Here is a 23,233-nt window from a genome sequence, read left to right as displayed (position 1 = left end):
GTGACGCGCTGGACGCTTTCGCGCCGCTCCCGCCTGCGCCTCGCGCTGGTCGCGCTGGTGCTCGTGTTCGTGGGGCTCACGCTGGCGCTCAGCCGCTGGATGCACGTGGCCCGGGTCGATCTCACGTCCGACCGGCTCTACACGCTCACCCCGGGCACGGTGCAGATCGTCGGCTCGCTGCAGCGACCGCTGCGCCTGACGCTGTATTTCTCCGACCACGCCGCCCGCGACTTGCCACAGCTGCGCAGCTACGAGCAGCGGGTGCGCGAGATGCTGCAGGAAATGGTTGCCCGTTCGGCTGGAAAGCTGCACCTGCAGGTGATCGATCCGGTGCCGTACTCCGACGATGAGGCCAGCGCCGAGGGCAACGGCCTGACTCCGCTCAACGGTGGCAGCAACGGCGAACGGGTGTTCTTCGGCCTGGTCGGTACCACGCTCCCGGCCGATGGCGTGGCGACCGGAGCGAACGGCAAGACACTGGGCATCGCATTCTTCGATCCGGCCCGCGAGACTTTCCTCGAATACGACATCGCCAAGCTGCTGTTCGAGCTCAACGAGACGCAGAAGCCGCGGATCGGGCTGATCAGCTCGCTGCCGATCGAAGGAAACCCGGTCATCGGCGAGCCCGCCTGGGCGGTGCTCGGCCAGCTCCAGCAGCTGTTCTCGATCAAGACCATCGACCCGGACTCGCTGACCCGGCTGAGCGACGATCTGCCGGTGGTGCTGCTGGTGCATCCGAAGCATCTGTCCGCCGCGGCCCAGTACGCGATCGACCAGTACGTGCTGCGCGGCGGACACCTGGTGGTGTTCGTCGATCCCTATGCAGAACTCGACACTGCGCCGTTCGTCAACGCGGCCACCGGTGTCACCGACGACCACAATTCGGACCTGCCGCGTCTGTTCAAGGCGTGGGGCGTGCTGTTCGACGATCGCAGCGTGGTGCTGGACCGGTCGCGCGCGCTGAAGATCGAGCTGGGCGACAGCAGCTTCAGCCATCCGGCAATGCTCGGGCTGGGCGCACAGGAGATCAACCGAAGCGACGCGGTCACCGCCAGCCTGCAGCAGATCGACCTGTCCTCGGCCGGGCATTTCGACTTGGCGCCGGACGCCTCGACGCGGCTGATACCGCTGCTGCAGGCCAGCGCCGACGCACACGCGGTGCCGGTGCAGCGGGTGGTGGAGTCGAGCAGCGATCCGACCCTGCTGTTGCGCGACTACGTCCCCGACGCCAGCCGCTACGTGCTCGCCGCGCGCCTGCGCGGCACCTTGCCCAGTGCCTTTCCGGAGCGGCGCGAACCGGGCCACCGAGCCCAGTCGGCGCCCGGCACCGAAGTAATCCTGGTGGCCGATACCGATCTGCTCACCGACCGCCTGTGGGTCGACACCCAGAGTTTCCTGGGCCAGCCGATGCTCAACGCGTTCGCCAGCAACGGCGACTTCATCACCAACCTGGTGGACAACCTCAGCGGCTCGTCCGCCCTGCTGTCGATCCGCGGACGGTTGACCTCCCAGCGTCCGTTCACGCGCGTGCAGGCGCTGCAGAGCGCGGCCGACCAGAAGTTTCTGGCCAAGAAGCAGGAGCTGGAGCGGGAGCTGGCCGAAACGCGCAGCCGCCTGGACGAACTGCAGCCTGCGCGCGGCAGTCGCGACAGCCAGGCGAGCGCCGAGCAGAAGCGCGAGATCGAGCAGTTCCTCCAGCGCAAGCTGGCGATCAGCAAGGAGCTGCGCGACGTGCAGCACCAGCTCAATGCGGAGATCGACGCCCTCGGGCTGCGCGTGAAGGTGATCAACATCGTCGTCGTGCCGGCGCTGATCACGCTGTTCGGGCTGCTCTACGGGTGGCGTCGCACGCGTCGCAGCCGACGGCGGGTGTGAGGGTGGCAATGTGCCGCGTGATCGTCCCTGCCTCGGCGACTAAGCTGACGGGCTTTGCGGGCGCCGTGGCTCGGATCGCAAGGTAATGTCGACGCTGTTGAAATGGCTCGTGCCGTGGGAGTTTTCGTGGCTGTTCCTGGCCACGTTCGTGCTGGCGTGCGTGTTGTACGTGCGCGGTGCGTCGCGCCTGCGGGTGAGTCGCGGCCGGCAGCTGTCGTTCTGGACCGGCATGGTGATGATCTACGTGTCGCTGCACACGTATTTCGATTACTACGCCGAGCACGAGTTCTTCATGCACCGCATCCAGCAGGTGCTGCTGCACCATCTGGCACCGCTGCTGATCATTGCCTGCTACCCCGGCACGGTGCTGCGCGCCGGTCTGTCGCTGCCGCTGCGCGTGCGGTTGCGGGCGCTGCAGCGCACCTGGCCGGCGCGGTGGGCGAGCGCGGTACTGCTGAATCCGGCGATCGCCACGCTGACCTTCGTGGCCTTCATCCTGGTGTGGCTGATTCCGCACATGCAGACGCTGGCGATGCTGGACTGGCGCATCTACCGCTTCATGAACTGGTCGATGGTGGTCAGCGGCTTCATTTACTGGTGGCTGGTGCTGGACCACCGCCCGCGGCCACCGGGGCGCATGACGCCGGGCCTGCGCGTGCTCTCGCCGGCCATCACGATGACGCCGCAGATCCTGGCCGGCGCGATCGTCACGTTCTCCAAGACCGACCTCTACCCGATCTTCGAAATCTGCGGCCGGGCCTTCACCTTCAACGTGCTCACCGGCCAGCTGGTGGGTGGCGTGATCATGTGGGTGCCGGCGGCGATCATCGAGTCGATCGGCGGCCTGCTTGCGCTGCGTCAGTGGCTGCGGCTATCGCGCAGCGGACGCATCCGCCGCGAGAGCGATGACCGTCGTCGCGCCGCCGCCGCACGCGCCGCGGCAGCCGGCAACCGCTGAAACCCCGGATCTCAGTGGGCGTGTTCGTCCTCGGCCGCGGGCACCTCGGCCGGCGCGTCACCCGCATCCACCGCGTTGGCCGGGCGGGCCAGGAAAGCCACCGGCAGGCGGCTTCCGTCGTCGAAATCCAGCATCAGCGGCACGGTGTCGCCGGGGCTGACGGTCGCGCCGGCCTGCATCAGCATCAGGTGGTAGCCGCCCGGCGCGAGCGCCACGCTGCCGTGGGGGGGAATCGCCAGCCGTTCGACCATGCTCATGCGGCCCATGCCGCCCGCGGTGGTGCTCTGGTGCAGCATCACGTGCGCGTAGCGGGTGCTGCCGGCACCGGTCAGTGCGACGGCCTGATCACCCTCGTTGTACAGCGTCACATAACCACCAGCGGGCAGCCCGGCGGGAAGCACGCGGATCCACGCGCCTTCGGCACGCACATGATCCGCCTGGCTGGCGTGGGCCGCGCCGGCGGCGAGCAGGCCGGCGGCCAGAACGAGGGAAGCGGAACGGGGCATCACGGTTGGACTCCGGGGTCGAGCAGCAGGTGCAGGTCGTGGACAAGGTCATCCTGCGAATCCGCTGGTGTGGACAGCAGGCGCGCGTGGCCCTGGCCGTCGAAGATGTAGATCGCCGAGCTGTGGCTCACTTCGTAGTTGCCATCGCCCGGATCGGGCTCACGGCTGAAGGCCGAGCGATAGCGCTTGCTCAACGCCTCGATATCTCCCGCCTTGCCGGTCAGGCCGACGGCGCGCTTGTCGAAGGCGTTGACGTACGCGTGCATCACCTCGGGCGTATCGCGCGCCGGGTCCACCGAGACGAACAGAATGCGCGCACCGTCGGCCAGCGGCCCCAGCCGCTGCATCACCACGTGCAGGTGGGCCAGCGTAAGCGGGCACACGTCCGGGCAGTGGGTGTAGCCGAAGTACAGCAGCACGACCTTGCCGCGGTAGTCCGCGCCCGTGGCCGGCTTGCCTTCGTCGTTGATGAGCTGGAAATCCAGGTCCGGCATGTGGCCGGTCACCTGGGTGAGCCGGAACGGCAGCGGCTCGCTGCGCTGGCAGCCGGCCAGCACCAGCGCTGCGGCAAAAAGCAGCGCGCAGGCGAGCCACGGGGCGGCGCGGCGTGCGCGCATGCGAAGATCGGAAATGGCCATCCCGCAAGGATACGACACGCCGTCGTGCGGCCAGCGCTTCCACCGAGGAAATCGCCCGATGTTGCGACAACCTGCCACCCGACTTGGCCGCGCTGGGCCACTGCTGGTTGCGATCGCCGGCGCCAGCGGCGTGCTGCTTGGGGCCTTCGGCGCGCATGCGCTGCGCGGCCGGCTCGATGCCGACGCCCTCGGCTGGTGGCATACCGCCACGCAGTACCAGCTCTGGCACGCACTGGCGCTGGCGCTGGCAGTGCACGCCGGGCGCGGGCGTGCCGCCGGGTTCGCCATCGGTGCCTTTGCGGTCGGCATCGTGCTGTTCAGCGGCAGCCTCTACCTGATGGCGCTGGGCGCGCCGCGCTGGTTCGGCGCGATCACTCCGCTGGGCGGCCTGGGGTTCATCGCCGGCTGGATTGCGCTGGCGATGGCCATGCGACGGGCGCCGCGGTCCGACTGACGGACGCGCCTGCGTCATCCGCATGTCACCTGGTGCCGGCAATCTGCCGGCATGAGCACCCTGTCGATCCACGCGCCGTCCCCGGCCAGCGACCGCCCCCGCCTGTTCGGTCAGCTGGCCGGCGGCCTTGCCCTGCTGGCGCTCGCCGGCGCGCTGCTGTTCGGCGGCGATCGCCACGGGCACGCCCCGGCGTCACCGTCCGAGAATCGCCTGGTGCGCTGGCAGGACAGCCGCCACGACTGGCTGCTGGTAGCCGATCGCGCCGCGCATCAGCTGGTGGTCTACGACGCGGCCACGGGCGCGCCGCTGCAACGGCTGGGTGAGCGCGACGGCGTGGGCGAGGTCGACTCGATCGCCCAGCTGGGCGATCTGCTGCTGGTGCAGGACGTCCGCGGCGAGGCCAGGGTGCTCGGCATGCCGGGCCTGCAGCCGCGCGCGCTGGCGTCGCGCTGAGGCGTTCGCATCAGGCGGCGGGCCGTGGTGCCTGCCGTGCGATCCAACCGGCGATGTCCGCGATCACCTGCGGCTGCACGTGTCCCGCCCGCGCATAGTCCGCCGGCGAGGGCGGATCGCCGGCCGGCATGAACAGATGCCCCAGGCCCGGGTATCCGCGCAGCGTGACTCGAGCGTCGCCTGCGAACGCCTTCCGCCACGCGACGAAGTCCTGCTCCGGCGTGACCTGGAAATCGTCCAGTCCCTGCATCACCAGCAGCGGCAGCCTCAGCTGGCCCGCGGTGGCGACGGCGTCGTAATGGGCCAGGCTCTGCCACCAGCTGGCCGGTGCGTGGAAGAACGTGCCGGCTGGCGGGTGTGCGGGATCGGCGTGCGCGAGCGCGTCGCGCGCCGTCTTCACCTGGCGGATTTGCCCGGCGATCGCCCGCTTCGGCGTGTCCGGGAGCGAGGCGAGGTAACCCAGCTGGCGCAGCACCAGATCCAGATCCAGTCGCTGCGGTGCCGCCAGCAGCACCAGGCCCGCGAGCCGCCCGTCGCGCTGCGCGATGCGCGGTGCCATCAGCGCCCCCAGGCTGTGGCCGAGCACGAAGACGCGATGCTCGTCGATGCCCGGCTGTCGACGCAGCAGGGTCAGCGCGGCGAGCGCGTCATCGGTCACTTCGTCGTCCACCGTCAGCGCGGTGCCGGTGAGCTGGCTGGCGTAGGTGAGCGTGCGCTTGTCGTAGCGCAGCGAGGCGATGCCGGCCTCCGCCAGTCCTACGGCGAGGTCACGCAGGGGCTTGTTCGGGCCGATCGTCTCGTCGCGGTCGTTCGGCCCGGAGCCGGCGACCAGCAGCACCGCCGGGAACGGCCCACGGCCTGCGGGCATCGTGAGCGTTGCAGGCAGCGGCCCCGGCGGCGAGGGGACGGCGAGCGACCGGTCGCTCAGTCCGGCGGGCGGCGAGGCCTGGGCAGCACCGTCCGGTGCAGGGGTGAAGAACAGGCCGGTTACCTTGCCCTCCTTGTTGCAGGCCACGCGCATCAGCAGGGTGGCTTTGGCAAAGTGCAGCGAGGTCTGCACCGCTTCTCCGCTCGCCAGCACCTGCGCCTGCGGCGGATCGCTGTCACGCAGCGCGCCCATCTGGGCCGGCAATGCCACAGTCCACACGGCCTGCAGCCGGCTGGCGGGCAGGGCAGTCGCCATCGCGGCGTCGAAATCGCGCGTGGCTTCGGCATAGTGCCCGGCGCGCAGGTTCTGCAGGATCGCTGCGGAGCGGGCGCTGCAGGCAGCGGTGGCCGCCTGCGCTGGCGCGGCGAGGCCGCCGGCCAGCATGAGCACCGACAGCAGTGACAGCGACGTGTGCAGTGCCGCGTTGATCTTCATCGGGTGTCTCCCTACGAGTCGTCGTCCATGGGTTCGGTCTTGCCGGGCTTGAGGCGCCCGGCCTTGCGCAGTGCATCGCGCAACAGGTACTCGATCTGCGCGTTGACGCTGCGCAATTCGTCCTCGGACCAGCGCTGCACCGCCTCGAGCACGGTGGCGCTGATCCGCAGCGGATAGGCTTTCTTCTCGGCCGCCATGCGCTCAGCGGGTGGTGCGCCGGCGCGACGCGAGCGCCACGACGAACAGCACGATCATCACGGGAAGCACGCTCATGCCCGGTCTCCTCAGTTGTACAGGCTGCCGGCGTTGACCACCGGCTGGGTGGCGCGATCGCCGCACAGCACCACCAGCAGGTTGCTGACCATTGCCGCCTTGCGCTCCTCGTCCAGCTCCACCACGCCCTGCGCGCGCAGCTGGTCCAGCGCCATCGCGACCATGCCCACGGCGCCTTCGACGATGCGTTCGCGCGCCGCCACGATGGCATTGGCCTGCTGGCGCTGCAGCATCGCCTGGGCGATCTCCTGGGCGTAGGCGAGGTGGCTGATGCGCGCCTCGATCACCTGCACGCCGGCCTTTTCCAGCCTTGCCTGGATCTCGTCGCGCAGATGGTTGTTGATCACCTCGCCGTGGCTGCGCAGCGAAGGCTTGGCGTCGTCATGCGCATCGTAGGGATAGTTCTGCGCCATCTGGCGCAGCGCCGACTCGGTCTGGATGTGCACGAAGTTCTCGTAATCGTCCACGCAGAACACCGCCTCGGCGGTGTCCAGCACCTGCCACACCACCACCGCGGCGATCTCGATCGGATTGCCGTCGCTGTCGTTGACCTTCAGCTTGCCGCTCTCGAAGTTGCGCACCCGGAGCGAGACCCGGCGCTTGCTGTAGAACGGGTTGGTCCACCGCAGCCCGGCCTCGCGCACCGTGCCGGCGTACTTGCCGAACAGCTGCAGCACCTGGCCGTCGTTCGGCGCCACCTGGAAGAACCCTTTCAGCATGAAAGCGGTGATCACCAGCACGAGGATGCCGGTGACGATTCCCGCGGCATCCTGACCTGGCGCGGCGTGGAGCAGCGTCGCCAGGCCGAGGGCCGCCAACACCACGCAGACCCCGATAAACGGAATGCCGACGATCGAAAAACCCTTGCGTTCGTTCATGACGTTATCTCCCCTAGTTGCAGATATTGGATATCAAATTGATATCAACCTGCAAGTGCCTCGTGGCGGCACCGGCCGGTGCTGCAAGGCCGCCCCTACAATGGGCCGCCAGACCTACCGGAGACCCCGCATGAAGCCTTTTGGCACGCCGCTTTCGAACCGCACCCTGCGCGTGCTCTTGCTTGGCTCCGGCGAATTGGGCAAGGAGGTGGCGATCGAGCTGCAGCGCCTTGCCGTGGAGGTGATCGCGGTCGACCGCTATGCCCATGCGCCGGCGATGCAGGTGGCGCACCGCAGCCACGTGATCGACATGCTCGACGGCGCCGCCCTGCGCGCCGTGATCGAGGCCGAACAGCCGGACCTGGTGGTGCCGGAGATCGAGGCAATCCACACGCCTACGCTGGTGGAGCTGGAAAAGGCCGGGCTGACGGTGATCCCCACCGCGCGCGCCGCCTGGCTGACGATGGACCGCGAAGGCATTCGCCGGCTGGCCGCCGAGGAGCTCGGGTTGCCCACCTCGCCGTATCGCTTCTGCGACGACGAGGCGCAGTACCGCGCCGCGGCCGATGCGCTGGGGTTCCCGTTCGTGATCAAGCCGGTGATGAGTTCCTCGGGCAAGGGCCAGAGCGTCGTACGCGACGCCTCGACGCTGCAGGCAGCGTGGGATTACGCGCAGGCGGGCGGTCGCGCGGGCAAGGGGCGGGTGATCGTCGAGGGCTTCGTCGATTTCGACTACGAGATCACCCTGCTCACCGTGCGCCATCGCGACGGTACCGCGTTCTGCGCGCCGATCGGTCATCGCCAGGAAGACGGCGACTACCGCGAGTCGTGGCAGCCGCAGCCGATGAGCGATGCGGCGCTCGCGGAGGCGCAGCGTCAGGCCGAGGCGATCACCGCCGCGCTGGGTGGCCGGGGCGTGTTCGGCGTGGAGTTTTTCGTCAAGGGCGATGCGGTGATCTTCTCCGAGGTGAGCCCGCGCCCGCACGACACCGGGCTGGTCACGCTGATCTCGCAGGATCTGTCGGAGTTCGCCCTGCACGCGCGGGCAATCCTCGGCCTGCCGATCCCGGCGATCCGCCAGCTGGGACCCTCGGCTTCATGTGCCAAGCTCGTCGAGGGCGAGGGCGAGGCACCGCAGTACTTCGGGCTGGCCGAGGCCTTGGCCGAGCCGGACACCCAGTTGCGCGTGTTCGGCAAGCCGGCGGTGAAGGGCCGCCGGCGCATGGCGGTGACCTTGGCGCGCGACCAGAGCATCGAAGCGGCCAAGGCCAAGGCGATTCGTGCGGCGGCAGCGCTGCGGGTGGAGCTGCCGACGGGCTGATCGGCGCGGGCAGCGGCAGGCAATCCAACAGGGGAGAAGACAGGGCATGGAAACATCCGGATTCGCGCACTGGCTGATCGTGGTGGTGCAGGTGTGCGCTGCACTGTTCCTGCTGCTGCTGGCGGTGGCGCTGGCGGTATTGCTGGTGACCTGGTTCGTCGATCGCAACCAGACCTCCAACTCGGTGTTGCGCAATTTCCCGGTGATCGGGCATTTCCGTTACGGCTTCCTGCGGCTGGGCGAGTTCTTCCGCCAATACCTGTACGCCAGCGATCGGGAGGAGTTGCCGTTCAACCGCGCCGAGCGGGTGTGGGTCTATCGGGCGGCGAAGAACACAGACAACACCAACGCCTTCGGCTCCACCCGCGACCTGCGCGCCGAGGGCGTGCCGTTCTTCGTCAATGCGGCGTTTCCGGCACTGGGCGACCACCACGTCGAGCCCAGGGCGCTGCGAATCGGCCCCCACGCGCGCGAGCCGTACGACCACGCCGCGTTCTTCAACATCTCGGCGATGAGTTTCGGCGCGTTGTCCGCCCCGGCGGTACGGGCGCTGTCGATCGGCGCGGCGAAGGCGGGCATCTGGCTCGACACGGGCGAGGGCGGGCTTGCGCCTTACCACCTGGAAGGCGGCTGCGACATCATCTTCGAGATCGGCACGGCCAAGTACGGGGTGCGCACGGACGATGGCCGCCTGGACGACGACAAGCTCATGGCGATCTGCGCGCACAAGCAGGTGAAGATGGTCAGCATCAAGCTCGGCCAGGGCGCCAAGCCCGGCATGGGCGGCCTGCTGCCGGCGGCCAAGGTGACGCCGGAGATCGCCGCGATCCGCGGTATCCCGGTGGGGCAGGATTCGCAGAGCCCGAACCGTCACCTGGATATCGCCAACGTGGCGCAGCTGATGGACGCCATCGCGCACGTCCGCGAACTTACCGGCAAGCCGACCGGTTTCAAGGCGGTGTTCGGCGGCATGGCGTGGATCGAGCAGCTGTGCGACGAGGTTGACCGACGCGGCATCGAGAGCGCGCCGGATTTCATCATCGTCGACGGCGCCGAGGGCGGCACCGGTGCCGCGCCCCAGACGCTGATGGAAGGGGTTGGGCTGCCGCTGCGCGAGGCGCTGCCGGAGCTGGTCAACACGCTGATCGCGCGCGGCCTGCGCGAGCGCATAAAGGTGATCTGCTCGGGCAAGTGCATCACCGCCTACGAGGTGGCGTGGGCGATGTCGATGGGTGCGGACTTCGTCAACTCGGCGCGCGGCTTCATGTTGTCGCTGGGCTGCATCCAGTCACTGCAGTGCAACCGCAACACCTGTCCCACCGGCATCACCACGCAGAACCCCAAACTGCAGCGCGGGCTGGTAGTTACCGACAAGAGCGAGAAGGTCTACCACTACGCGAAGAACGTGATGCACGAGGTCGGCATCATCGCCCACAGCTGCGGGCTGGACGACCCGCGCGAGTTGTCGCGCAGCCACTGCCGGGTGGTGGGCGACGACGGCCTGTCGGTACCGCTGGAGAAGCTTTTCCCCTATCCGCAGCCGCGCGCACGGACGGACCGCACCGTGGCGTGATCCGGCTGACCCGGCACGCACGCGGGCACCCTGCATTCGTGCGCGTCGCACAGCTGCCGCGGCGCGGCGAGGACGACGCGTGCTGCTGACGGGTGTGCTATGCCCGACCGCCGGGCAGGCTGACGAGGGTCGCGGGGCAGAAGCCGCCGCATGCCTCTGCGCCGCTCAGGCCCTGCGCGGCTCGTCCGGCGGCAGCGTGCGCCAGCCGTCCGGGCCGCGTACCTGCAGCGGGCGGAACCGGCGCTTGTAATCCATCTTGGCGTGGCCCTCGATCCAGAAACCCAGGTATACCCAGGGGATGCCGCGGCGCCGGGCCAGTTCCACCTGCTGCAGGATGGCGTAGGTGCCGAGGCTGCGCGCCGACTCGGACGGATCGAAGAAGGTGTACACCGCCGACAGCCCGGTCAGGCACACGTCGGTCACCGCAACGCCCAGCAGCCGCGCGCCCGCGCGGAACTCGAGGAACACCGTGGGGCTCCACGGCGCCGTGAGGAAGCGGCGGAAGTCGCTCGCCTCGGCCTCGTCCATGCCACCGCCGGCATGACGCGTGCGCAGGTAACGCTCGTACAGGGCATGGCGCTCGGCGTTGTAGCCGGGCATGCACTCGTGCACCGCCACGTCGGCATTGCGCTTGAGGCAGCGCCGCTGCGCCCGGTCGGGCGTGAAGTGCGCCACGTCGATGCGGCAGGGCGTGCAGGCCTTGCACTGCGGGCAGCTGGGAAAGTACAGGTGGCCGCCGGCGCGACGGAAGCCGCGCTCCAGCGCCGGGCCATAGAGCTGATCCAGCTGCGGCGCAGCTGGATCGATCACCAGGTTCTGCGCCGTGCGCTCGGCAAAATAGCCGCAGGCGTGGGGCAGGGTCTGGAACAGGCGGACGCGTTCGGAGCGCATGGCCCGATTCTATGCCTGTGCAGCACCCGTGAATCAACCGGCATGGCCGCGCGCCGTTTCCGCCGTTTCCGCCGCTGCCGCGGACGGCGGCGGTCAATCGTCGTGGTCGATCGCCAGCCAGTGGGTGAGCTGGCCGTGCTCGTCGCGCACCGGCTCGATCGCCAGCCGCGCGGGGTGGGGCCGGCCGTCGGCGTGTGCCAGCTGCACGCTGAGCAGGGCTTGCTGACGGTGCTCCAGGTCCATCTGGGCCAGCTGCAGCGTGGCGCGCTGGCGCGCCGGCTCGTGCAGCAGGGCGAGCAGCGGAGCACCGATGAGGTCCCGCGGCGAGCGGCCGAGGCGGCTGGCAAGGCGCTGGTTGGCGAAGGTGATATGGGCGTCGTGCCATGCCTGGCTCCCTGCCTGCACGATCAGCACGCCTTCGCGCACGCGTTCCAGCGAGGAGGAAAGCAGGGCCGTGTGGCGCTGGTAATGCTTGCGTTCCATCAGCTCGATCAGCACGCGCAGGCTGCGCGCGGACTCCAGGTGCTCCGGCGCCCACGGCCGCGCCTGGCCGCGCATGGTTTCCTGCCAGGCGGCAAAACTCTGCCGCGGCGACAGCCGTGCGCCGGGGATCGACTGCAGCTTGGATAAGTGCGGATTGCCGCCCCAGCGCACGTCGTGGACCATCTCGCGGCGCGTCCACAGGATCGCGCTGCGCGCGTCCGGTGCCAGCGGCATGAAGATCACGCCGGCGGCAATGGTGGCGAGGTCGGCCAGCGCGGGGAAACGCTCGCCCAGCGCGTGGGTGTGCAGCACGCCGCTGATTGCATCGTGGTCGGGGGCGATCGGCGTCACCTGCGCGCGAATACGCAGCAGGTTCTCGCGATCGGGGACGCGCCCGTACGTGGTGATCTCGTCGTCGGCGAAGATCGCCACGCCGTCGGCATCGACCACGTCAAGCAGCTGCGGGGCGAGCTCGGCGAGCCGGTTCGCGTCGATCTGGTCACGCTCGTCGAAGGCCGTGATCAGCTTCTCGCGCACGGTGAGCAGGCTGCTCTCCAGCTCCTCCTTGTTCATCGCCTGGATCGCGCCGATGCGCGCGGCCAGCGCCATCGCCGCGCCGTCGGCCAGCTCCCGCATCTCGTGGTCGGCGTAGCGCGGGCGGTAGTGGTGACAGGAAATCAGGCCCCACAGCCTGCCGTTGACGATGATCGAGGCCACCAGCGTGGCCGTGACGCCCATGTTGGACAGGTACTCCAGGTGCACCGGCGACACGCTGCGCAGCGAGACGTCGCTGAGATCGAGCGGCTGTCCGTCGGTGCCTTCGCCCGCCGCCAGGATCGGGCTGGGCGTGTAGTTGACGTCGCTGATGGCGCGTACGCGGTTGCGCAGGTACAGCGCGCGCGCCTGCTCGGGAATGTCGGTGGACGGGTAATGCAGCCCCAGGTACGGCTCGAGTCCCCGGCGCAGCGACTCGGCGATCACCTCGCCGTTCCAGTGTGCGTCGAACCGGTAGATCATCACCCGGTCGTAGCCCAGCAAATGGCGCAGGCTGCGTGCCACCCGTGCGGCGGCGGCATCGACGCTGCGATCGGCGTCCAGTTGGCGGCCCAGTTCATAGCTGCGGCGAAGCGGGTCCTCGTCGAAGCGCTCGGCATGCGGGGCCAGTTCGATCAGCAGATGCTGCCCATCGTCGTGGAACGCCGCGACCCACCGCACCGGCGGCGGCTCCGCCCGGCGGCTCAGCATGACCCGCATCCACGGGCTGTGCCAGGGCGCCGTGGCTTGCTCGTCCAGCGGCTTGTCCAGCGTCAGCAGCGCACGCCAGTCAGCGCCGAACAGATGCTCCAGCGGCAGCCCGAGCACGTCGCCGGCGTTGTCGCTCGCCTGCACGATAAGGCCGCTGGAGCGGTCGACCACCAGCAACACGCCGTGCGGCTGGATCGAGCCGGGCGCGTGGATCGGCTCGCGCGCGCACTCGCTGAGATCCGCCGCGCCGGGGCCCGGCGCGGGACCGGCGCTCACAGGCGCACCGCCTCCAGCATCCGCTGGAAACGATGGAACATGGCACGGGCGGCCAGCGTGGCCGTGTGTCGCGAGGTGGCATCGGGGAGATGTTGATCAAGCATCATCTGAAACGCTCTCCAGGATCCGCGGCCAGCGTGCTGGCCGATGCGGAAAAAGTGGTGGGCGTGTCCGGGGAAGCGCTTGCCAAGCGTGCGGGCCAGCAACTGGCCGCCGAGCGCGGAACCCTCGATCACATAGAGTTCGCCCCATGATGCGGATGGGTCGCGAATCATCGGTGAATGCATCGGTTCGCTAGCGTCGATCGGTTCAGCTTTGTCGCCAGCGCCTAGCTCGCACAGATCCTGTTCGAGCGCCTCGGTGCGCGAGCTGTAACGCCAGCCTGCCGCTGCCACCGGTCCGGCCAGCCAGGCCGCGTGTTGCGCTTCCCACGACCGGTGGACCGCATGCTGGGCAATCAGCAGCCGGACGTAGGCGGTGTCATCCAGCGTGCCATGCAGCAGCGACTGCATGATCGGCGCGCGCTCGGCGGCCGCATGCTCCGCGCGGGTGGCTTCGCGCAGGTGCCGGTGCGCGGGCGAGTCAGGAGAGTCGGCCATCGAAGAACGCAGGCAAAGAGACCGGCGCTAGAGCACGTTCATGTAACGCAGCATCAGGATCACCATGGCGCCGCCCACGGCGAGCAGCACGATCCGCCGCACCCGCGTCACCACGCTGCGGCGCCGCGCGAGCGGCGACGGGTTGCGTGCTTCTGCCAGCGCCTCGGCGTGGCGGATCACCGGCTCGATCCCGATCTGCTTGAGCAGTTCGCGGGCGCGGGTGTAATCGTCGGCGTGGGTCACCCACACCTGCGGCCACTGATCGCGGCTCTCGCGCTGCTGGATGTAGCTGAAGCGCTGGTAGCCGGGCTTGTTCCAGCGCGAGACGTTCTGCACCGAGCAGGTGATGTCGTGCTCGCTGAGCAGCGCGACCAGTCGATCGATGTTGGGCTGGTGCGGCGAAGTGTAGAGCTGGCGCATGGGACAGGTCCGTCGGTGGTCAGCTGTCGCGCAGGCGGATCAGGCCTTCCTGCGCCGTGGAAGCGACGAGGCGGCCGTCGCGGCTGAAGATCTGCCCGCGCGCCAGCCCGCGTGCGCCCTGCGCGGTGGGGCTGTCGAACGAGTAAAGCAGCCACTCGTCCACCCGGAACGGGCGATGGAACCACAGCGCGTGATCGAGGCTGGCCATCTGCACGTTGTGGGTCATGTACGAGATGCCGTGCGGCAGCGTCGCGGTGCCGATCAGGTGGAAATCCGACGCGTAGGCGAGCAGCGCGCGGTGCAGGATCGCCGAGTCGTCGATCGGCGCGGTGAGGCGGAACCAGATGTGCTGGATCGGCGGGCGCTTGACCGGGTGCAGGTCGTCGCGCGGCCACACCTGGCGGAACTCGAACGGGCCGTCGATGCCCAGCCAGCGCTGCAGCTTCACCGGCAGCTTGGCCAGCTCCTCGGGCGACAGGTGGCGCATCGGCTCGACGTCGTCCGGCGCCGGAACCTCCGGCATCGAGGTCTGGTGCTCGAAGCCCTTTTCCGGTTCCTGGAACGAGATCGAGCCGTTGAGGATGGGCTGGCCGTGCTGGATCGCCACCACCCGGCGCGAGGAGAACGTGCCGCCGTCGCGGGTGCGTTCCACGCTGTAGACGATCGGCGCCTCGATGTCGCCCGCGCGCAGGAAGTACGCGTGCAGCGAATGCGCCTCGCGCCGCGGATCGACCGTGCGCTGGGCGGCGGACAACGCCTGGCCCAGCACCTGGCCACCGAACACGAAGCGCGTGCCGATGTCGCGGCTCTGGCCACGGAACAGGTTGTCTTCCAGCCGTTCCAGGTCGAGCAGGTCGACCAGCTCCCGGACGTGTTCCTCGCGCATGTGCCGCTCGATAGGTGGGGAAAGTAGCCGGCGATTATAGCGGGGCGGGATGCCGGGGCGGATCGGCCGCAAACAGCAGACTACCGGCCGGTGTCAGTCCCGGATGCGTCGCAACCTGCACGCTGCCAGCACGGCGTCCCACGGAAACAGCGGCCCCGGATCGAGCTTGCGCGGCACTTCCACCGACGGATCGTCGCTGGCCGGCATCCGCGCCGTGTCCAGGTCCTCGTGTCCGGCGATTTCGCGCAGTGCCGGAAACTCGCGCCGCAGCCGGGCCAGCAAAGCCACCAGCGCGGCGATCTGCGTGTCCGGATAGGGCTCGGTCATCGTCTGGTGGCGCGCATCCCACCAGTGCGGATAGCGCCCCAGGTTCACCAGCTCGATGCCGATGGAATGCGGGTTGAAGCCGCGCACGTGGTGCGCCACGCGGGTGCCCGGGACGTAGCGTTCGATGCGACCGTCGCGGTCAATGTAGTAATGCCCGCTGTTGCCGGTGCCGCTTTCGTGCTGCACCCGCTCGCCGTACTCGCGCGCGGTGGCGAGGTCCGGCAGCTCGGTGCAGTGGATCACCACCAGGGTCACCGCGCTGGCCGGGCGCTCGGCGAGGCAGTCGACGTAGGGCAGGGGGTGGTCGTGGATGCGTGGCGGCATGGGCGAAAGTCTCGCACGGCGCCGGGTATCATGGACGGCCCGCCCCGCCCAGGAGCCGCCATGCGCAGCCCGATCATCCTCTCGCACGGTTCCGATTCCGGCCCCGACGCCACCAAGGTCAGCGCGCTGGCCGCGCTCGCCGAATCGCTGGGCCGGACCACGCTGCGCCCTGACTACCGTGAGGACGATGCGCTGGGCCACGCCGGGTCCGTACCGGCGCGATTGGCTCGCCTGCGTGCCGCGATCGCGGCGCAGTCGGCGCCGCCGGTGCTGGTCGGGTCCAGCATGGGCGCGTTCGTTTCGGGACTGGCCTCGCTGGAGCATTCCGTGGCCGGCCTGTTCCTGCTCGCCACGCCCGAGCGCATTCCCGGCTGGGATGTCGATTTCGACGTGACGCCCGACGTGCCCACGATGCTCATCCACGGCTGGCGCGACGAGCTGTGCCCGCTGGACGACATGTATACCTTCGCTTCCCGCCGCGAGTTGCCGCTACTGATCCTCGACGACGACCACCGCCTCGGCGCCAGCGTGGACGCCATCGCCGGCCAGTTCCGCCTGTTCCTCGATCAACTGGCGGCGCGCGCATGACGGCATTCTTCGCCAGCTGCCCCAAGGGCCTGGAATACCTGCTCAAGGATGAACTCGCCGCGCTCGGCGGCGAGGAACTGCGCGAGACGGTCGCCGGCGTGCATTTTTCCGGCACGCTGGAAACCGCCTACCGCGCCTGCCTGTGGTCGCGTTTGGCCAGCCGCGTGCTGCTGCCGCTGGGCGAGTTCGAGGCGGCCGATGACGAGGCGCTGTATGCCGGCGTGCAATCGATCGACTGGTCCAGCCATCTCGCCAGTCGCGCCACGCTGGCGGTGGACGCGCACACCACGCTGAGCAAGCTCACCCACAGCCAGTACCTGGCGCAGCGGGTGAAGGACGCGGTGGTCGACCAGTTCCGCCAGCGCGACGGCGAGCGTCCCAGCGTGGATACCGACGAGCCGGACGTGCGCATCAATGTGCGCCTGCGCCGCGATCGCGCCACGCTGTCGCTGGATCTTTCCGGCAGCCCGCTGCACCGCCGCGGCTGGCGTGAGCTGCAGGGCGAGGCGCCGCTGAAGGAAAACCTCGCCGCCGCGATGCTGCTGCGCGCCGGCTGGCCACAGATCTACGCCGAGGGCGGCGCATTGCTCGACCCGATGTGCGGCTCCGGAACGCTGCTGGTGGAAGGCGCCTGGATGGCCGCCGACGTGGCGCCGGGCCTGCACCGCGAGTACTTCGGCTTTCTCGGCTGGGCGCAGCACGACATTTCGCTGTGGAAGCGCCTGCACGAGGAGGCCACCCAGCGCGCCGAGGCCGGTCTGCGCGCGCTGCGCCCGTGCTTCTTCGGTTCCGACTCGGACCCGCGCATGGTGCAGACCGCCAAGCGCAACGCGCAGGAGGCGGGCGTGGCCGGCTTCTTCACGCTGGATCGGCACGACGCGCTGCACGTGGCGCCGCCGCCGGGCGTGCAGCGCGGTCTGGTGATCACCAACCCGCCCTACGGCGAGCGCCTGGGCGAGCGCGAGCAGATGCCGCCGCTGTACCGCGCGCTGGGCGAGATGCTGCGCGCGCGCTTCACCGGCTGGCGCGCCGCGGTGCTGGCCGGCGACGTGGAGCTGGGCCGCGCCATGCCGCTGCGCGCGGAGAAGAAGTACACGCTCTACAACGGCGCGCTGGAAACCGTGCTGCTGATCTTCGAGCTGCACGCCCGCGAGGCGATGCCGCACGAATCCAAGCCGCTGTCGCCCGGCGCGCAGATGCTGAAGAACCGGCTGGAGAAAAACCTCAAGCACCTGCGCAAGCGGCTGCAGCGCGAAGGCATCCACTGCTGGCGCGCCTACGACCAGGACCTGCCCGAGTACGCTGCCGCGATTGACGTCTACGCCAATGCGGCGGGCGACACGTGGCTGCATATCCAGGAATACCGCGCGCCGGTGGAGATCCCGGTGGAAACGGCGCGCACGCGCATGCGCGAGATCACCCGCGTGGCGGGCGAGGTGTTCGGCCTGCCGCGCGAGCGCATCGCGCTGAAGACCCGCGAGCGCGGCAAGGGCGGGTCGAAGTACGGCCAGTTCGACCAGCGCGGTGAGTTCGTCGAAGTGGAAGAGGGCGGGCTGAAGTTCCTGGTCAACCTCACCGACTACCTCGACACCGGTCTGTTCCTCGACCACCGGCTGGTGCGCGCGCGGCTGCGCGAGCTGGCCAAGGGCCGGCGCTTCCTCAACCTGTTCGCCTACACCGCCACCGCCAGCGTCTATGCGGCGGCCAGTGGCGCGCGCGACACCACCAGCGTGGACCTCTCGGCCACGTACCTGGACTGGGCCTCGCGCAACCTCGCGCTGAACGGCTTCACCGGCAGCACGCACAAGCTGATCCAGGCCGATGCGCTGGAGTTCCTGCGCGGCGAGCGCGATCGCTACGGGGTGATCTACGTCGATCCACCGACGTTCTCCAACTCCAAGCGCGCCGAGGATTTCGACGTGCAGCGCGACCACGTCGCCCTGCTCAACGCCTGCGGCGACCGGCTGGCAAACGACGGGGTGATCGTGTTCTCCAACAATTTCCGCCGCTTCGCGCTGGATCGCGCGGCGCTGGAGGAGCGCTTCACCATCGAGGACTGGACCGCCCCCAGCATCCCGTTCGATTTCGGCCGCCGCACCGACATCCACGGCTGCTGGCTGCTGCGGCCGCACGCGGTGGAGGGCGGGGCGAACCCGTGGGATACCGCACGCATCAAGCGTCGGTGAGGTTTCAGTGCACATTAAGTCGACGAAGCCGAGCATGCATCGGGCATAGACGGAGGAAAGTCATGACTCGCATCAACGGCAAGATCCGCGGCGCGGCACTCGGCGTGATGGTGGCCTCGGCCCTGGCACTTCCGCTCAGCGCCACGGCCGGCGGCTGGGGCCGCCACGGCGGCGGTTACCACGGCGGCTATCACGGCTATCACGGCGGCTACCGCGGTCATCACGGTGGCTATCACGGCGGCTACGGCCACGGCGGCTATTACCGCGGCGGCCACTGGAGCGGCGGCCGCTGGATCGCGGGCGCGGTGGTGGCCGGCGCAGTCATCGGCCTGGTCGATGCGGCGGTCAATCCCGCGCCGGTCTACTACGAGCGACCGGTCGTCTACAGCCGCCCGCGCACCGTCATCTACGAAGAGCGGCCGGTGGTCGAGCGTCGTGTGGTGGAAACCCGCACCGTGGTCTACGACGACGGTTATCCGACCCGCTACGTCCGCGACGACGGTTACGACGACTGACGCGTCCTCGCGCATCGCGCATGCAAGGTTGAACCAAAAAGCCCGGCTAACGCCGGGCTTTTTTTATGCTCTGCGGAACCGGGGCTGTGCACCGCTCAGGGTTGCGCCGGAGGCAATTCGGCGGCATTGCCGTGGCGCCGTGCCTGGACCGACAGTTGCTCGAACGCGCCCTTGTCGATCATCTGCACCGACGCGATGGCGCACGGCGGCTGTTGTACCGACGACACGGTCTCGCCTACCTCGCCGCAGATGCGCCCGGCGCTGATCGCCTGGTTGGCCTCGTTCGGGTGGAAGAACAGTCCAGGTGGCCCCAGCAGCAGCCGCGGACAGTCGTGGGTGAGGTTGACGCGGTAGCGCTTGGGGCCGGTGCGCACGGTCGCCGTGCGTGCATCGACGATGTGCCACTCGTTGATCTGATCGATACGGATGCAGTCGCCGATCGGCTTGATCGGCGTGCGTGCCTGTGGGCCGTCGGCAGCAATCGCGTGGGCGCTGATCAGGGCCAGACAGAGGAAGGAGCCGAGTACTTTCATGCAGGGGCCTCACATGTCGGGTGGGTGGTCGGCAGTCGCCGCAGGGGGTGTCTGTGACGCCTGACAACTATCCGCCATCGCCGTATCACAGGATCTGAACGTTGCCTGCGGCACCATCGCGGCCTCACGATTTCGATCTCGGCAACCCCGTGACCAAGCGCCCCGGCCGCCCGACAAACCGCTTCCGTCATCGCAGGGTGACCCCATGACGCAAGCGTCCCTGGCCCGCGCAGGCGAGCTCCAGCAGCGCTTTCTCCACGTCCGCCAGGCCACCGTCGCGCTCAGTGCGCCGCTCAGCGCCGAGGACCTGATGGTGCAGTCGATGCCCGACGCCAGTCCGGGCAAGTGGCACCTCGCGCACACCACGTGGTTCTTCGAGCACTTCGTGCTGGGGCGACGTCCCGGCCACCGCCCGCGCCATCCCGAGTGGCTGGTGCTGCTCAACTCGTACTACCAGTCGGTCGGGCCGATGCACGCGCGCCCGCAGCGTGGATTGCTGTCGCGCCCGACGCTGGCGCAGGTGCTCGATTACCGGCGTTACGTGGACGACGCGGTGAGCGAATGGCTGGGCAGCAGCGACGACCCGGAGCTGGCAAGCCTGGTGGAGCTCGGCATCAATCACGAGCAGCAGCATCAGGAGCTTCTGCTCACCGATATCAAGCATGCGCTGTGGTGCAACCCGATGCGGCCGGCCTATGCCGAGAAGGCGCCTGCGCCCTCGACCGAGGCCGCCGTGGCCATGCGTTTCGTGACCGGCGCCGAGGGCGTGGTGGAGGTCGGCCACGACGGCGACGGTTTCGCGTTCGACAACGAAACGCCTCGCCATCGCACGCTGCTGCAGCCGCACGCGCTGGCCAATCGCCTGGTGACCAACGCCGAGTACCGCGCCTTCGTGCATGACGGCGGCTATCGCGAAGCCGGCCTGTGGCTGTCCGACGGCTGGGCTACGGTGCAGGCCGAAGCGTGGCAGCACCCGCTGTACTGGGATGACGCGCTGGCAACTGAGTTCACCCTGGCCGGCGTGCGGCCGATCGACCCGGACGCGCCGGTTTGCCATCTGAGCTATTTCGAGGCCGATGCTTTCGCGCGCTGGGCCGGTGCCCGCCTGCCGACCGAGGCCGAATGGGAAACCGCCGCGCGCGGGCTGCCCCTGCGTGGCAACCTGCAGGAGCGCGGGCGATTGCAGCCGCAGGCGGCCACGGCCGGCGAGGGCCTGCTGCAGATGTACGGCGACGTGTGGGAATGGACCGGCTCGCCGTACGTGAGCTATCCGGGCTTCAAGCCGCTGCCCGGCTCGCTGGGCGAGTACAACGGCAAGTTCATGAACGGCCAGTGGGTGCTGCGTGGCGGCTCGTGTGTCACGCCGTGCGACCACCTTCGCGCAAGCTACCGCAACTTCTTTCCACCACATGCCCGCTGGCAGTTCGCAGGGATTCGACTGGGACACGATCGATGAATTCACAAGTAGCCGACCTGCGCGACGACGACCGCCGTCCGCCGGACAACCTGGTGCTGGAGATCGTCCAGCGCGGCCTGCGTGCCAGCCCCAAGCGGCTGCCCTCGTGGCTGTTCTACGACGAGCGCGGTTCGCAGCTGTTCGAGCAGATCTGCGAGCAGCCGGAGTATTACCTCACCCGCTGCGAGATCGCCCTGATGCAGTCGCTGGGCGCGCAGATCGCGCAGTCGCTGGGGCCGGACGTGCGTCTGGTGGAGTACGGCAGCGGCCATGCGATCAAGACCGACATCCTGCTGCAGCACCTGGACGCCCCGGTGGCCTACGTGCCGGTGGAGATTTCCCCCGAGCCGCTGCGCCTGAGCGTGCAGCGGCTGGCGGAGCGTTTTCCGCACGTGCCAATGCAGCCGCTGTGCGCGGACTTCACCAAGGCGCTGCGGCTGCCGATCTCGCCGCGTGCCGCGCGCCGCACGGTGATCTATTTTCCCGGCTCCACCATCGGCAACTTCGACGCCGCCGAAGCCGCCACCCTGCTGCGCAAGATGCGCAGCGAAATGGGCGAGCGCGGCGGGCTGCTGATCGGCGTGGACCTGAAGAAAGACCCCGCTTTGCTCGAGGCTGCCTACAACGACGCAGCCGGGGTCACGGCCGAGTTCACGCTCAACATGCTCGCCCACGTGAACCACGCCACGGGAAGCCAGTTCAACCTGGCGCAGTTCCGCCATCGCGCGCGCTACAACCCGATGGCCGGTCGCATCGAAACGCACATCGTCAGCACCGCCGAGCAGAGCGTGAGCGTGGGCCGGCAGCTGGTGCGCTTTCGCGATGGCGAGGCGATGCAGGTGGAATACAGCTGCAAGTATTCGGTCGAAGATTTCGCCGCCCTGGCCCGTCGCGCGGGGCTGGAAGTACGCGACGTGTGGCTCGATCCTGAGCGCATGTTCAGCGTGCAGTATCTGGTGCGCGCCGGCGCAGCCGGCTGACACGCCCGCAGCGTGCTCCGGCAAGGCCGGGGCACGCTGTGTGGCGCATCGGGAGCGGCGCGAGCGGCGCCGCTCGCCGCTGGAAACCAACGCGGTTCCCGCCGACTCCGCCCCATGATGTCCCTTGGCAGCTCGCGCCGGATGGCCATCGGCGCCGGCTCCGGACGAAATCACCCGCCTGCAACCCCACGCCGCATGTCCCCGATCCGGCGGCGATGCCACACTCGCCCGTCTTTTGCAGGCGACTGGCATGACCGGAACCACTAATCCCCGTATCGCCGTCATCGGTGCCGGCATGGCGGGCCTCGCATGTGCGCACGCGCTGCGCCAGCGCGGCCTGTCGCCGGTGGTGTTCGAGAAGAGCCGTGGCATCGGCGGCCGACTGGCCACGCGCCGTACCGAGCACGGAGATGGCTACGATCACGGCGCGCAGTTCGTCACGGCGCGCGAGGCAGGCTTCACCGCGCTGCTGGAAACCCTGCAGCACGCGGGCGCCGCTGCCACGTGGTCGCCGCGGTTGCCGGCGCAGGCGCCGCGCCCCACGCACGCCTGGTGGATCGGTACCGCGGGCATGAGTTCACTGGTCAGGCCGCTGTCGGCATCGCTGGATATCCGCCTGCGCACCACCGTGAGCGCGCTGCAACGCCAAGCCGGCCGATGGGAGCTGCAGCTTGCCGAGCAGTCGGTGGAAACGTTCGACGCCGTGGTCATCACGACGCCCGCACCGCAGGCGCAGGCGTTGCTGGCGGGAGCATCCCGGCTGGCCGATGCGCTCGAATCTGTCGCCATCGCAGCGTGCTGGGCCGTCATGCTGGGTTTCGATGCGCCCTGGGCGGTGCCCTTCGACGCGGCACGCTTCGACACCGGCGCGATCGCCTGGATCGCCCGCCAGTCCAGCCGCGACGGCTTGCCGGGCCAGGGCGATCGGTGGCTGCTCCACGCTGCGCCGGACTGGAGCACCGCGCATCTGGAGCACACGCCGGAGGAGGTGCTGGTGCTTCTGCAATCGGCGCTGGCAACCCAGACCCGAGTCGCCTTGCCGCCGCTGTCGTTCGCCCAGGCGCACCGCTGGCGCTACGCGATGACTACCCGACCGCTCGGCCAGCCGATGCTGGCCGAACCGTCCGAACGCATGTGGGTGGGCGGGGACTGGTGCCTGGGCGCGCGCGTGGAGAACGCGTGCCAGAGCGGCCTGGCGATTGCGGACGCGGTCGCTGCCAGCCTGTAGCCGC

Annotated in this window: 24 protein-coding genes; 12 read left to right on the top strand and 12 right to left on the bottom strand. The window is 69.2% G+C overall.

The genetic code is table 11. The features are described 5' to 3' along the window. Together VFG40_RS08305 and VFG40_RS08300 are read left to right on the top strand one after the other, a co-directional pair. A complete protein-coding gene (locus VFG40_RS08305; protein ID WP_324896859.1) occupies nt 1–1,875 on the top strand; it encodes a GldG family protein in 1,875 nt (624 codons plus the stop codon). An 85-nt stretch (nt 1,876–1,960) separates the two neighbouring features. Beyond that, nucleotides 1,961–2,833: a cytochrome c oxidase assembly protein gene (locus VFG40_RS08300; protein ID WP_324896857.1), complete on the top strand. Its 873-nt coding sequence runs from the start codon at nt 1,961–1,963 to the stop codon at nt 2,831–2,833. A gap of 11 nt (nt 2,834–2,844) precedes the next feature. Here the strand turns inward: VFG40_RS08300 and VFG40_RS08295 are convergent, their stop codons facing one another. Together VFG40_RS08295 and VFG40_RS08290 are read right to left on the bottom strand one after the other, a co-directional pair. After that, complete coding sequence (locus tag VFG40_RS08295) at nt 2,845–3,339, bottom strand: copper chaperone PCu(A)C (protein WP_324896855.1); 495 nt, start codon at nt 3,337–3,339, stop codon at nt 2,845–2,847. Next, nucleotides 3,339–3,956 carry an SCO family protein gene (locus VFG40_RS08290; RefSeq protein ID WP_324896853.1) on the bottom strand — a complete coding sequence of 206 codons (618 nt, stop codon included), beginning with the start codon at nt 3,954–3,956 and terminating at the stop codon, nt 3,339–3,341. Before VFG40_RS08290 ends, VFG40_RS08295 begins: the two co-directional genes overlap by 1 nt. Nucleotides 3,957–4,035: 79 nt before the next feature. Between VFG40_RS08290 and VFG40_RS08285 the strand changes: the two genes are divergently transcribed. Both VFG40_RS08285 and VFG40_RS08280 read left to right on the top strand, forming a co-directional pair. Continuing rightward, nucleotides 4,036–4,431: a DUF423 domain-containing protein gene (locus tag VFG40_RS08285; protein WP_324896851.1), complete on the top strand. Its 396-nt coding sequence runs from the start codon at nt 4,036–4,038 to the stop codon at nt 4,429–4,431. Nucleotides 4,432–4,482: 51 nt separating this feature from the next. Beyond that, nucleotides 4,483–4,884 (top strand): hypothetical protein, encoded by a 402-nt coding sequence (locus tag VFG40_RS08280; protein WP_324896849.1) that lies wholly within the window; start codon nt 4,483–4,485, stop codon nt 4,882–4,884. A 10-nt stretch (nt 4,885–4,894) separates the two neighbouring features. Here VFG40_RS08280 and VFG40_RS08275 read toward each other — a convergent pair whose 3' ends face one another. The 3 genes from VFG40_RS08275 to VFG40_RS08265 all read right to left on the bottom strand — a co-directional run bounded on the left by VFG40_RS08275 (nt 4,895) and on the right by VFG40_RS08265 (nt 7,398). Continuing rightward, nucleotides 4,895–6,247 (bottom strand): alpha/beta hydrolase, encoded by a 1,353-nt coding sequence (locus VFG40_RS08275; RefSeq protein ID WP_324896847.1) that lies wholly within the window; start codon nt 6,245–6,247, stop codon nt 4,895–4,897. An 11-nt stretch (nt 6,248–6,258) separates the two neighbouring features. Beyond that, complete coding sequence (locus VFG40_RS08270; RefSeq protein WP_324896845.1) at nt 6,259–6,444, bottom strand: type II toxin-antitoxin system antitoxin; 186 nt, start codon at nt 6,442–6,444, stop codon at nt 6,259–6,261. An 87-nt stretch (nt 6,445–6,531) separates the two neighbouring features. Further along, the gene (locus VFG40_RS08265; protein WP_324896843.1) at nt 6,532–7,398 is read right to left on the bottom strand and encodes an SPFH domain-containing protein; all 867 of its coding nucleotides are present in this window, start codon (nt 7,396–7,398) and stop codon (nt 6,532–6,534) included. A 130-nt stretch (nt 7,399–7,528) separates the two neighbouring features. Here VFG40_RS08265 and purT point away from each other — a divergent pair, with 130 nt between their 5' ends. Together purT and VFG40_RS08255 are read left to right on the top strand one after the other, a co-directional pair. Then, nucleotides 7,529–8,719 carry a formate-dependent phosphoribosylglycinamide formyltransferase gene (gene purT, locus VFG40_RS08260; RefSeq protein WP_324896841.1) on the top strand — a complete coding sequence of 397 codons (1,191 nt, stop codon included), beginning with the start codon at nt 7,529–7,531 and terminating at the stop codon, nt 8,717–8,719. A 46-nt stretch (nt 8,720–8,765) separates the two neighbouring features. Further along, a complete protein-coding gene (locus VFG40_RS08255; protein WP_324896839.1) occupies nt 8,766–10,292 on the top strand; it encodes an FMN-binding glutamate synthase family protein in 1,527 nt (508 codons plus the stop codon). 165 nt (nt 10,293–10,457) lie between these two features. On the opposite strand, the gene VFG40_RS08250 is transcribed toward VFG40_RS08255, so the two are convergent. The 6 genes from VFG40_RS08250 to VFG40_RS08225 all read right to left on the bottom strand — a co-directional run bounded on the left by VFG40_RS08250 (nt 10,458) and on the right by VFG40_RS08225 (nt 15,743). Further along, nucleotides 10,458–11,183: an arginyltransferase gene (locus tag VFG40_RS08250; protein WP_324896837.1), complete on the bottom strand. Its 726-nt coding sequence runs from the start codon at nt 11,181–11,183 to the stop codon at nt 10,458–10,460. 93 nt (nt 11,184–11,276) lie between these two features. After that, nucleotides 11,277–13,187, bottom strand: a complete 1,911-nt coding sequence (locus VFG40_RS08245; RefSeq protein ID WP_324896835.1) for a GAF domain-containing protein — start codon at nt 13,185–13,187, stop codon at nt 11,277–11,279. Further along, the gene (locus VFG40_RS08240) at nt 13,184–13,786 is read right to left on the bottom strand and encodes a biliverdin-producing heme oxygenase (RefSeq protein WP_324896833.1); all 603 of its coding nucleotides are present in this window, start codon (nt 13,784–13,786) and stop codon (nt 13,184–13,186) included. The genes VFG40_RS08245 and VFG40_RS08240 overlap by 4 nt, the downstream gene beginning before the upstream one ends. 27 nt (nt 13,787–13,813) lie before the next feature. Beyond that, entirely contained in the window at nt 13,814–14,206 is a 393-nt protein-coding gene (locus VFG40_RS08235; protein ID WP_324896831.1) for a putative signal transducing protein, read from the bottom strand. A 19-nt stretch (nt 14,207–14,225) separates the two neighbouring features. Continuing rightward, nucleotides 14,226–15,092, bottom strand: coding sequence for an acyl-CoA thioesterase II (tesB, locus tag VFG40_RS08230; RefSeq protein WP_324896829.1), 867 nt, complete (start codon nt 15,090–15,092; stop codon nt 14,226–14,228). Nucleotides 15,093–15,185: 93 nt separating this feature from the next. Beyond that, nucleotides 15,186–15,743, bottom strand: a complete 558-nt coding sequence (locus tag VFG40_RS08225) for an N-acetylmuramoyl-L-alanine amidase (protein WP_324896827.1) — start codon at nt 15,741–15,743, stop codon at nt 15,186–15,188. A 60-nt stretch (nt 15,744–15,803) separates the two neighbouring features. On the opposite strand from VFG40_RS08225, the gene VFG40_RS08220 reads away from it, so the two are divergent. From VFG40_RS08220 to VFG40_RS08210, 3 genes are all read left to right on the top strand, one after another. Further along, nucleotides 15,804–16,331 carry an alpha/beta fold hydrolase gene (locus VFG40_RS08220; protein ID WP_324896825.1) on the top strand — a complete coding sequence of 176 codons (528 nt, stop codon included), beginning with the start codon at nt 15,804–15,806 and terminating at the stop codon, nt 16,329–16,331. Beyond that, a complete protein-coding gene (rlmKL, locus tag VFG40_RS08215) occupies nt 16,328–18,517 on the top strand; it encodes a bifunctional 23S rRNA (guanine(2069)-N(7))-methyltransferase RlmK/23S rRNA (guanine(2445)-N(2))-methyltransferase RlmL (protein ID WP_324896823.1) in 2,190 nt (729 codons plus the stop codon). Before VFG40_RS08220 ends, rlmKL begins: the two co-directional genes overlap by 4 nt. 62 nt (nt 18,518–18,579) lie before the next feature. Continuing rightward, nucleotides 18,580–19,032: a hypothetical protein gene (locus tag VFG40_RS08210; protein ID WP_324896821.1), complete on the top strand. Its 453-nt coding sequence runs from the start codon at nt 18,580–18,582 to the stop codon at nt 19,030–19,032. A 95-nt stretch (nt 19,033–19,127) separates the two neighbouring features. On the opposite strand, the gene VFG40_RS08205 is transcribed toward VFG40_RS08210, so the two are convergent. Continuing rightward, complete coding sequence (locus VFG40_RS08205; RefSeq protein ID WP_324896819.1) at nt 19,128–19,565, bottom strand: DUF6491 family protein; 438 nt, start codon at nt 19,563–19,565, stop codon at nt 19,128–19,130. Between the two features lie 205 nt (nt 19,566–19,770). Between VFG40_RS08205 and egtB the strand changes: the two genes are divergently transcribed. The 3 genes from egtB (at nt 19,771) to VFG40_RS08190 (ending at nt 23,229) form a co-directional block, all read left to right on the top strand. After that, nucleotides 19,771–21,021: an ergothioneine biosynthesis protein EgtB gene (gene egtB / locus VFG40_RS08200; RefSeq protein WP_324896817.1), complete on the top strand. Its 1,251-nt coding sequence runs from the start codon at nt 19,771–19,773 to the stop codon at nt 21,019–21,021. Further along, nucleotides 21,018–22,001, top strand: a complete 984-nt coding sequence (gene egtD / locus VFG40_RS08195; RefSeq protein ID WP_324896815.1) for an L-histidine N(alpha)-methyltransferase — start codon at nt 21,018–21,020, stop codon at nt 21,999–22,001. Before egtB ends, egtD begins: the two co-directional genes overlap by 4 nt. Before the next feature lie 250 nt (nt 22,002–22,251). Continuing rightward, the gene (locus VFG40_RS08190) at nt 22,252–23,229 is read left to right on the top strand and encodes an NAD(P)/FAD-dependent oxidoreductase (RefSeq protein WP_324896813.1); all 978 of its coding nucleotides are present in this window, start codon (nt 22,252–22,254) and stop codon (nt 23,227–23,229) included. The last annotated feature ends 4 nt before the right edge of the window (nt 23,230–23,233 follow it).

Origin of the sequence: Dyella sp., from assembly GCF_035685805.1 — a bacterium.
Taxonomy (GTDB): domain Bacteria; phylum Pseudomonadota; class Gammaproteobacteria; order Xanthomonadales; family Rhodanobacteraceae; genus Dyella_A.
Note: the sequence above shows the minus strand (reverse complement) of the source record. Positions and strands in the feature narration are given on the sequence as shown.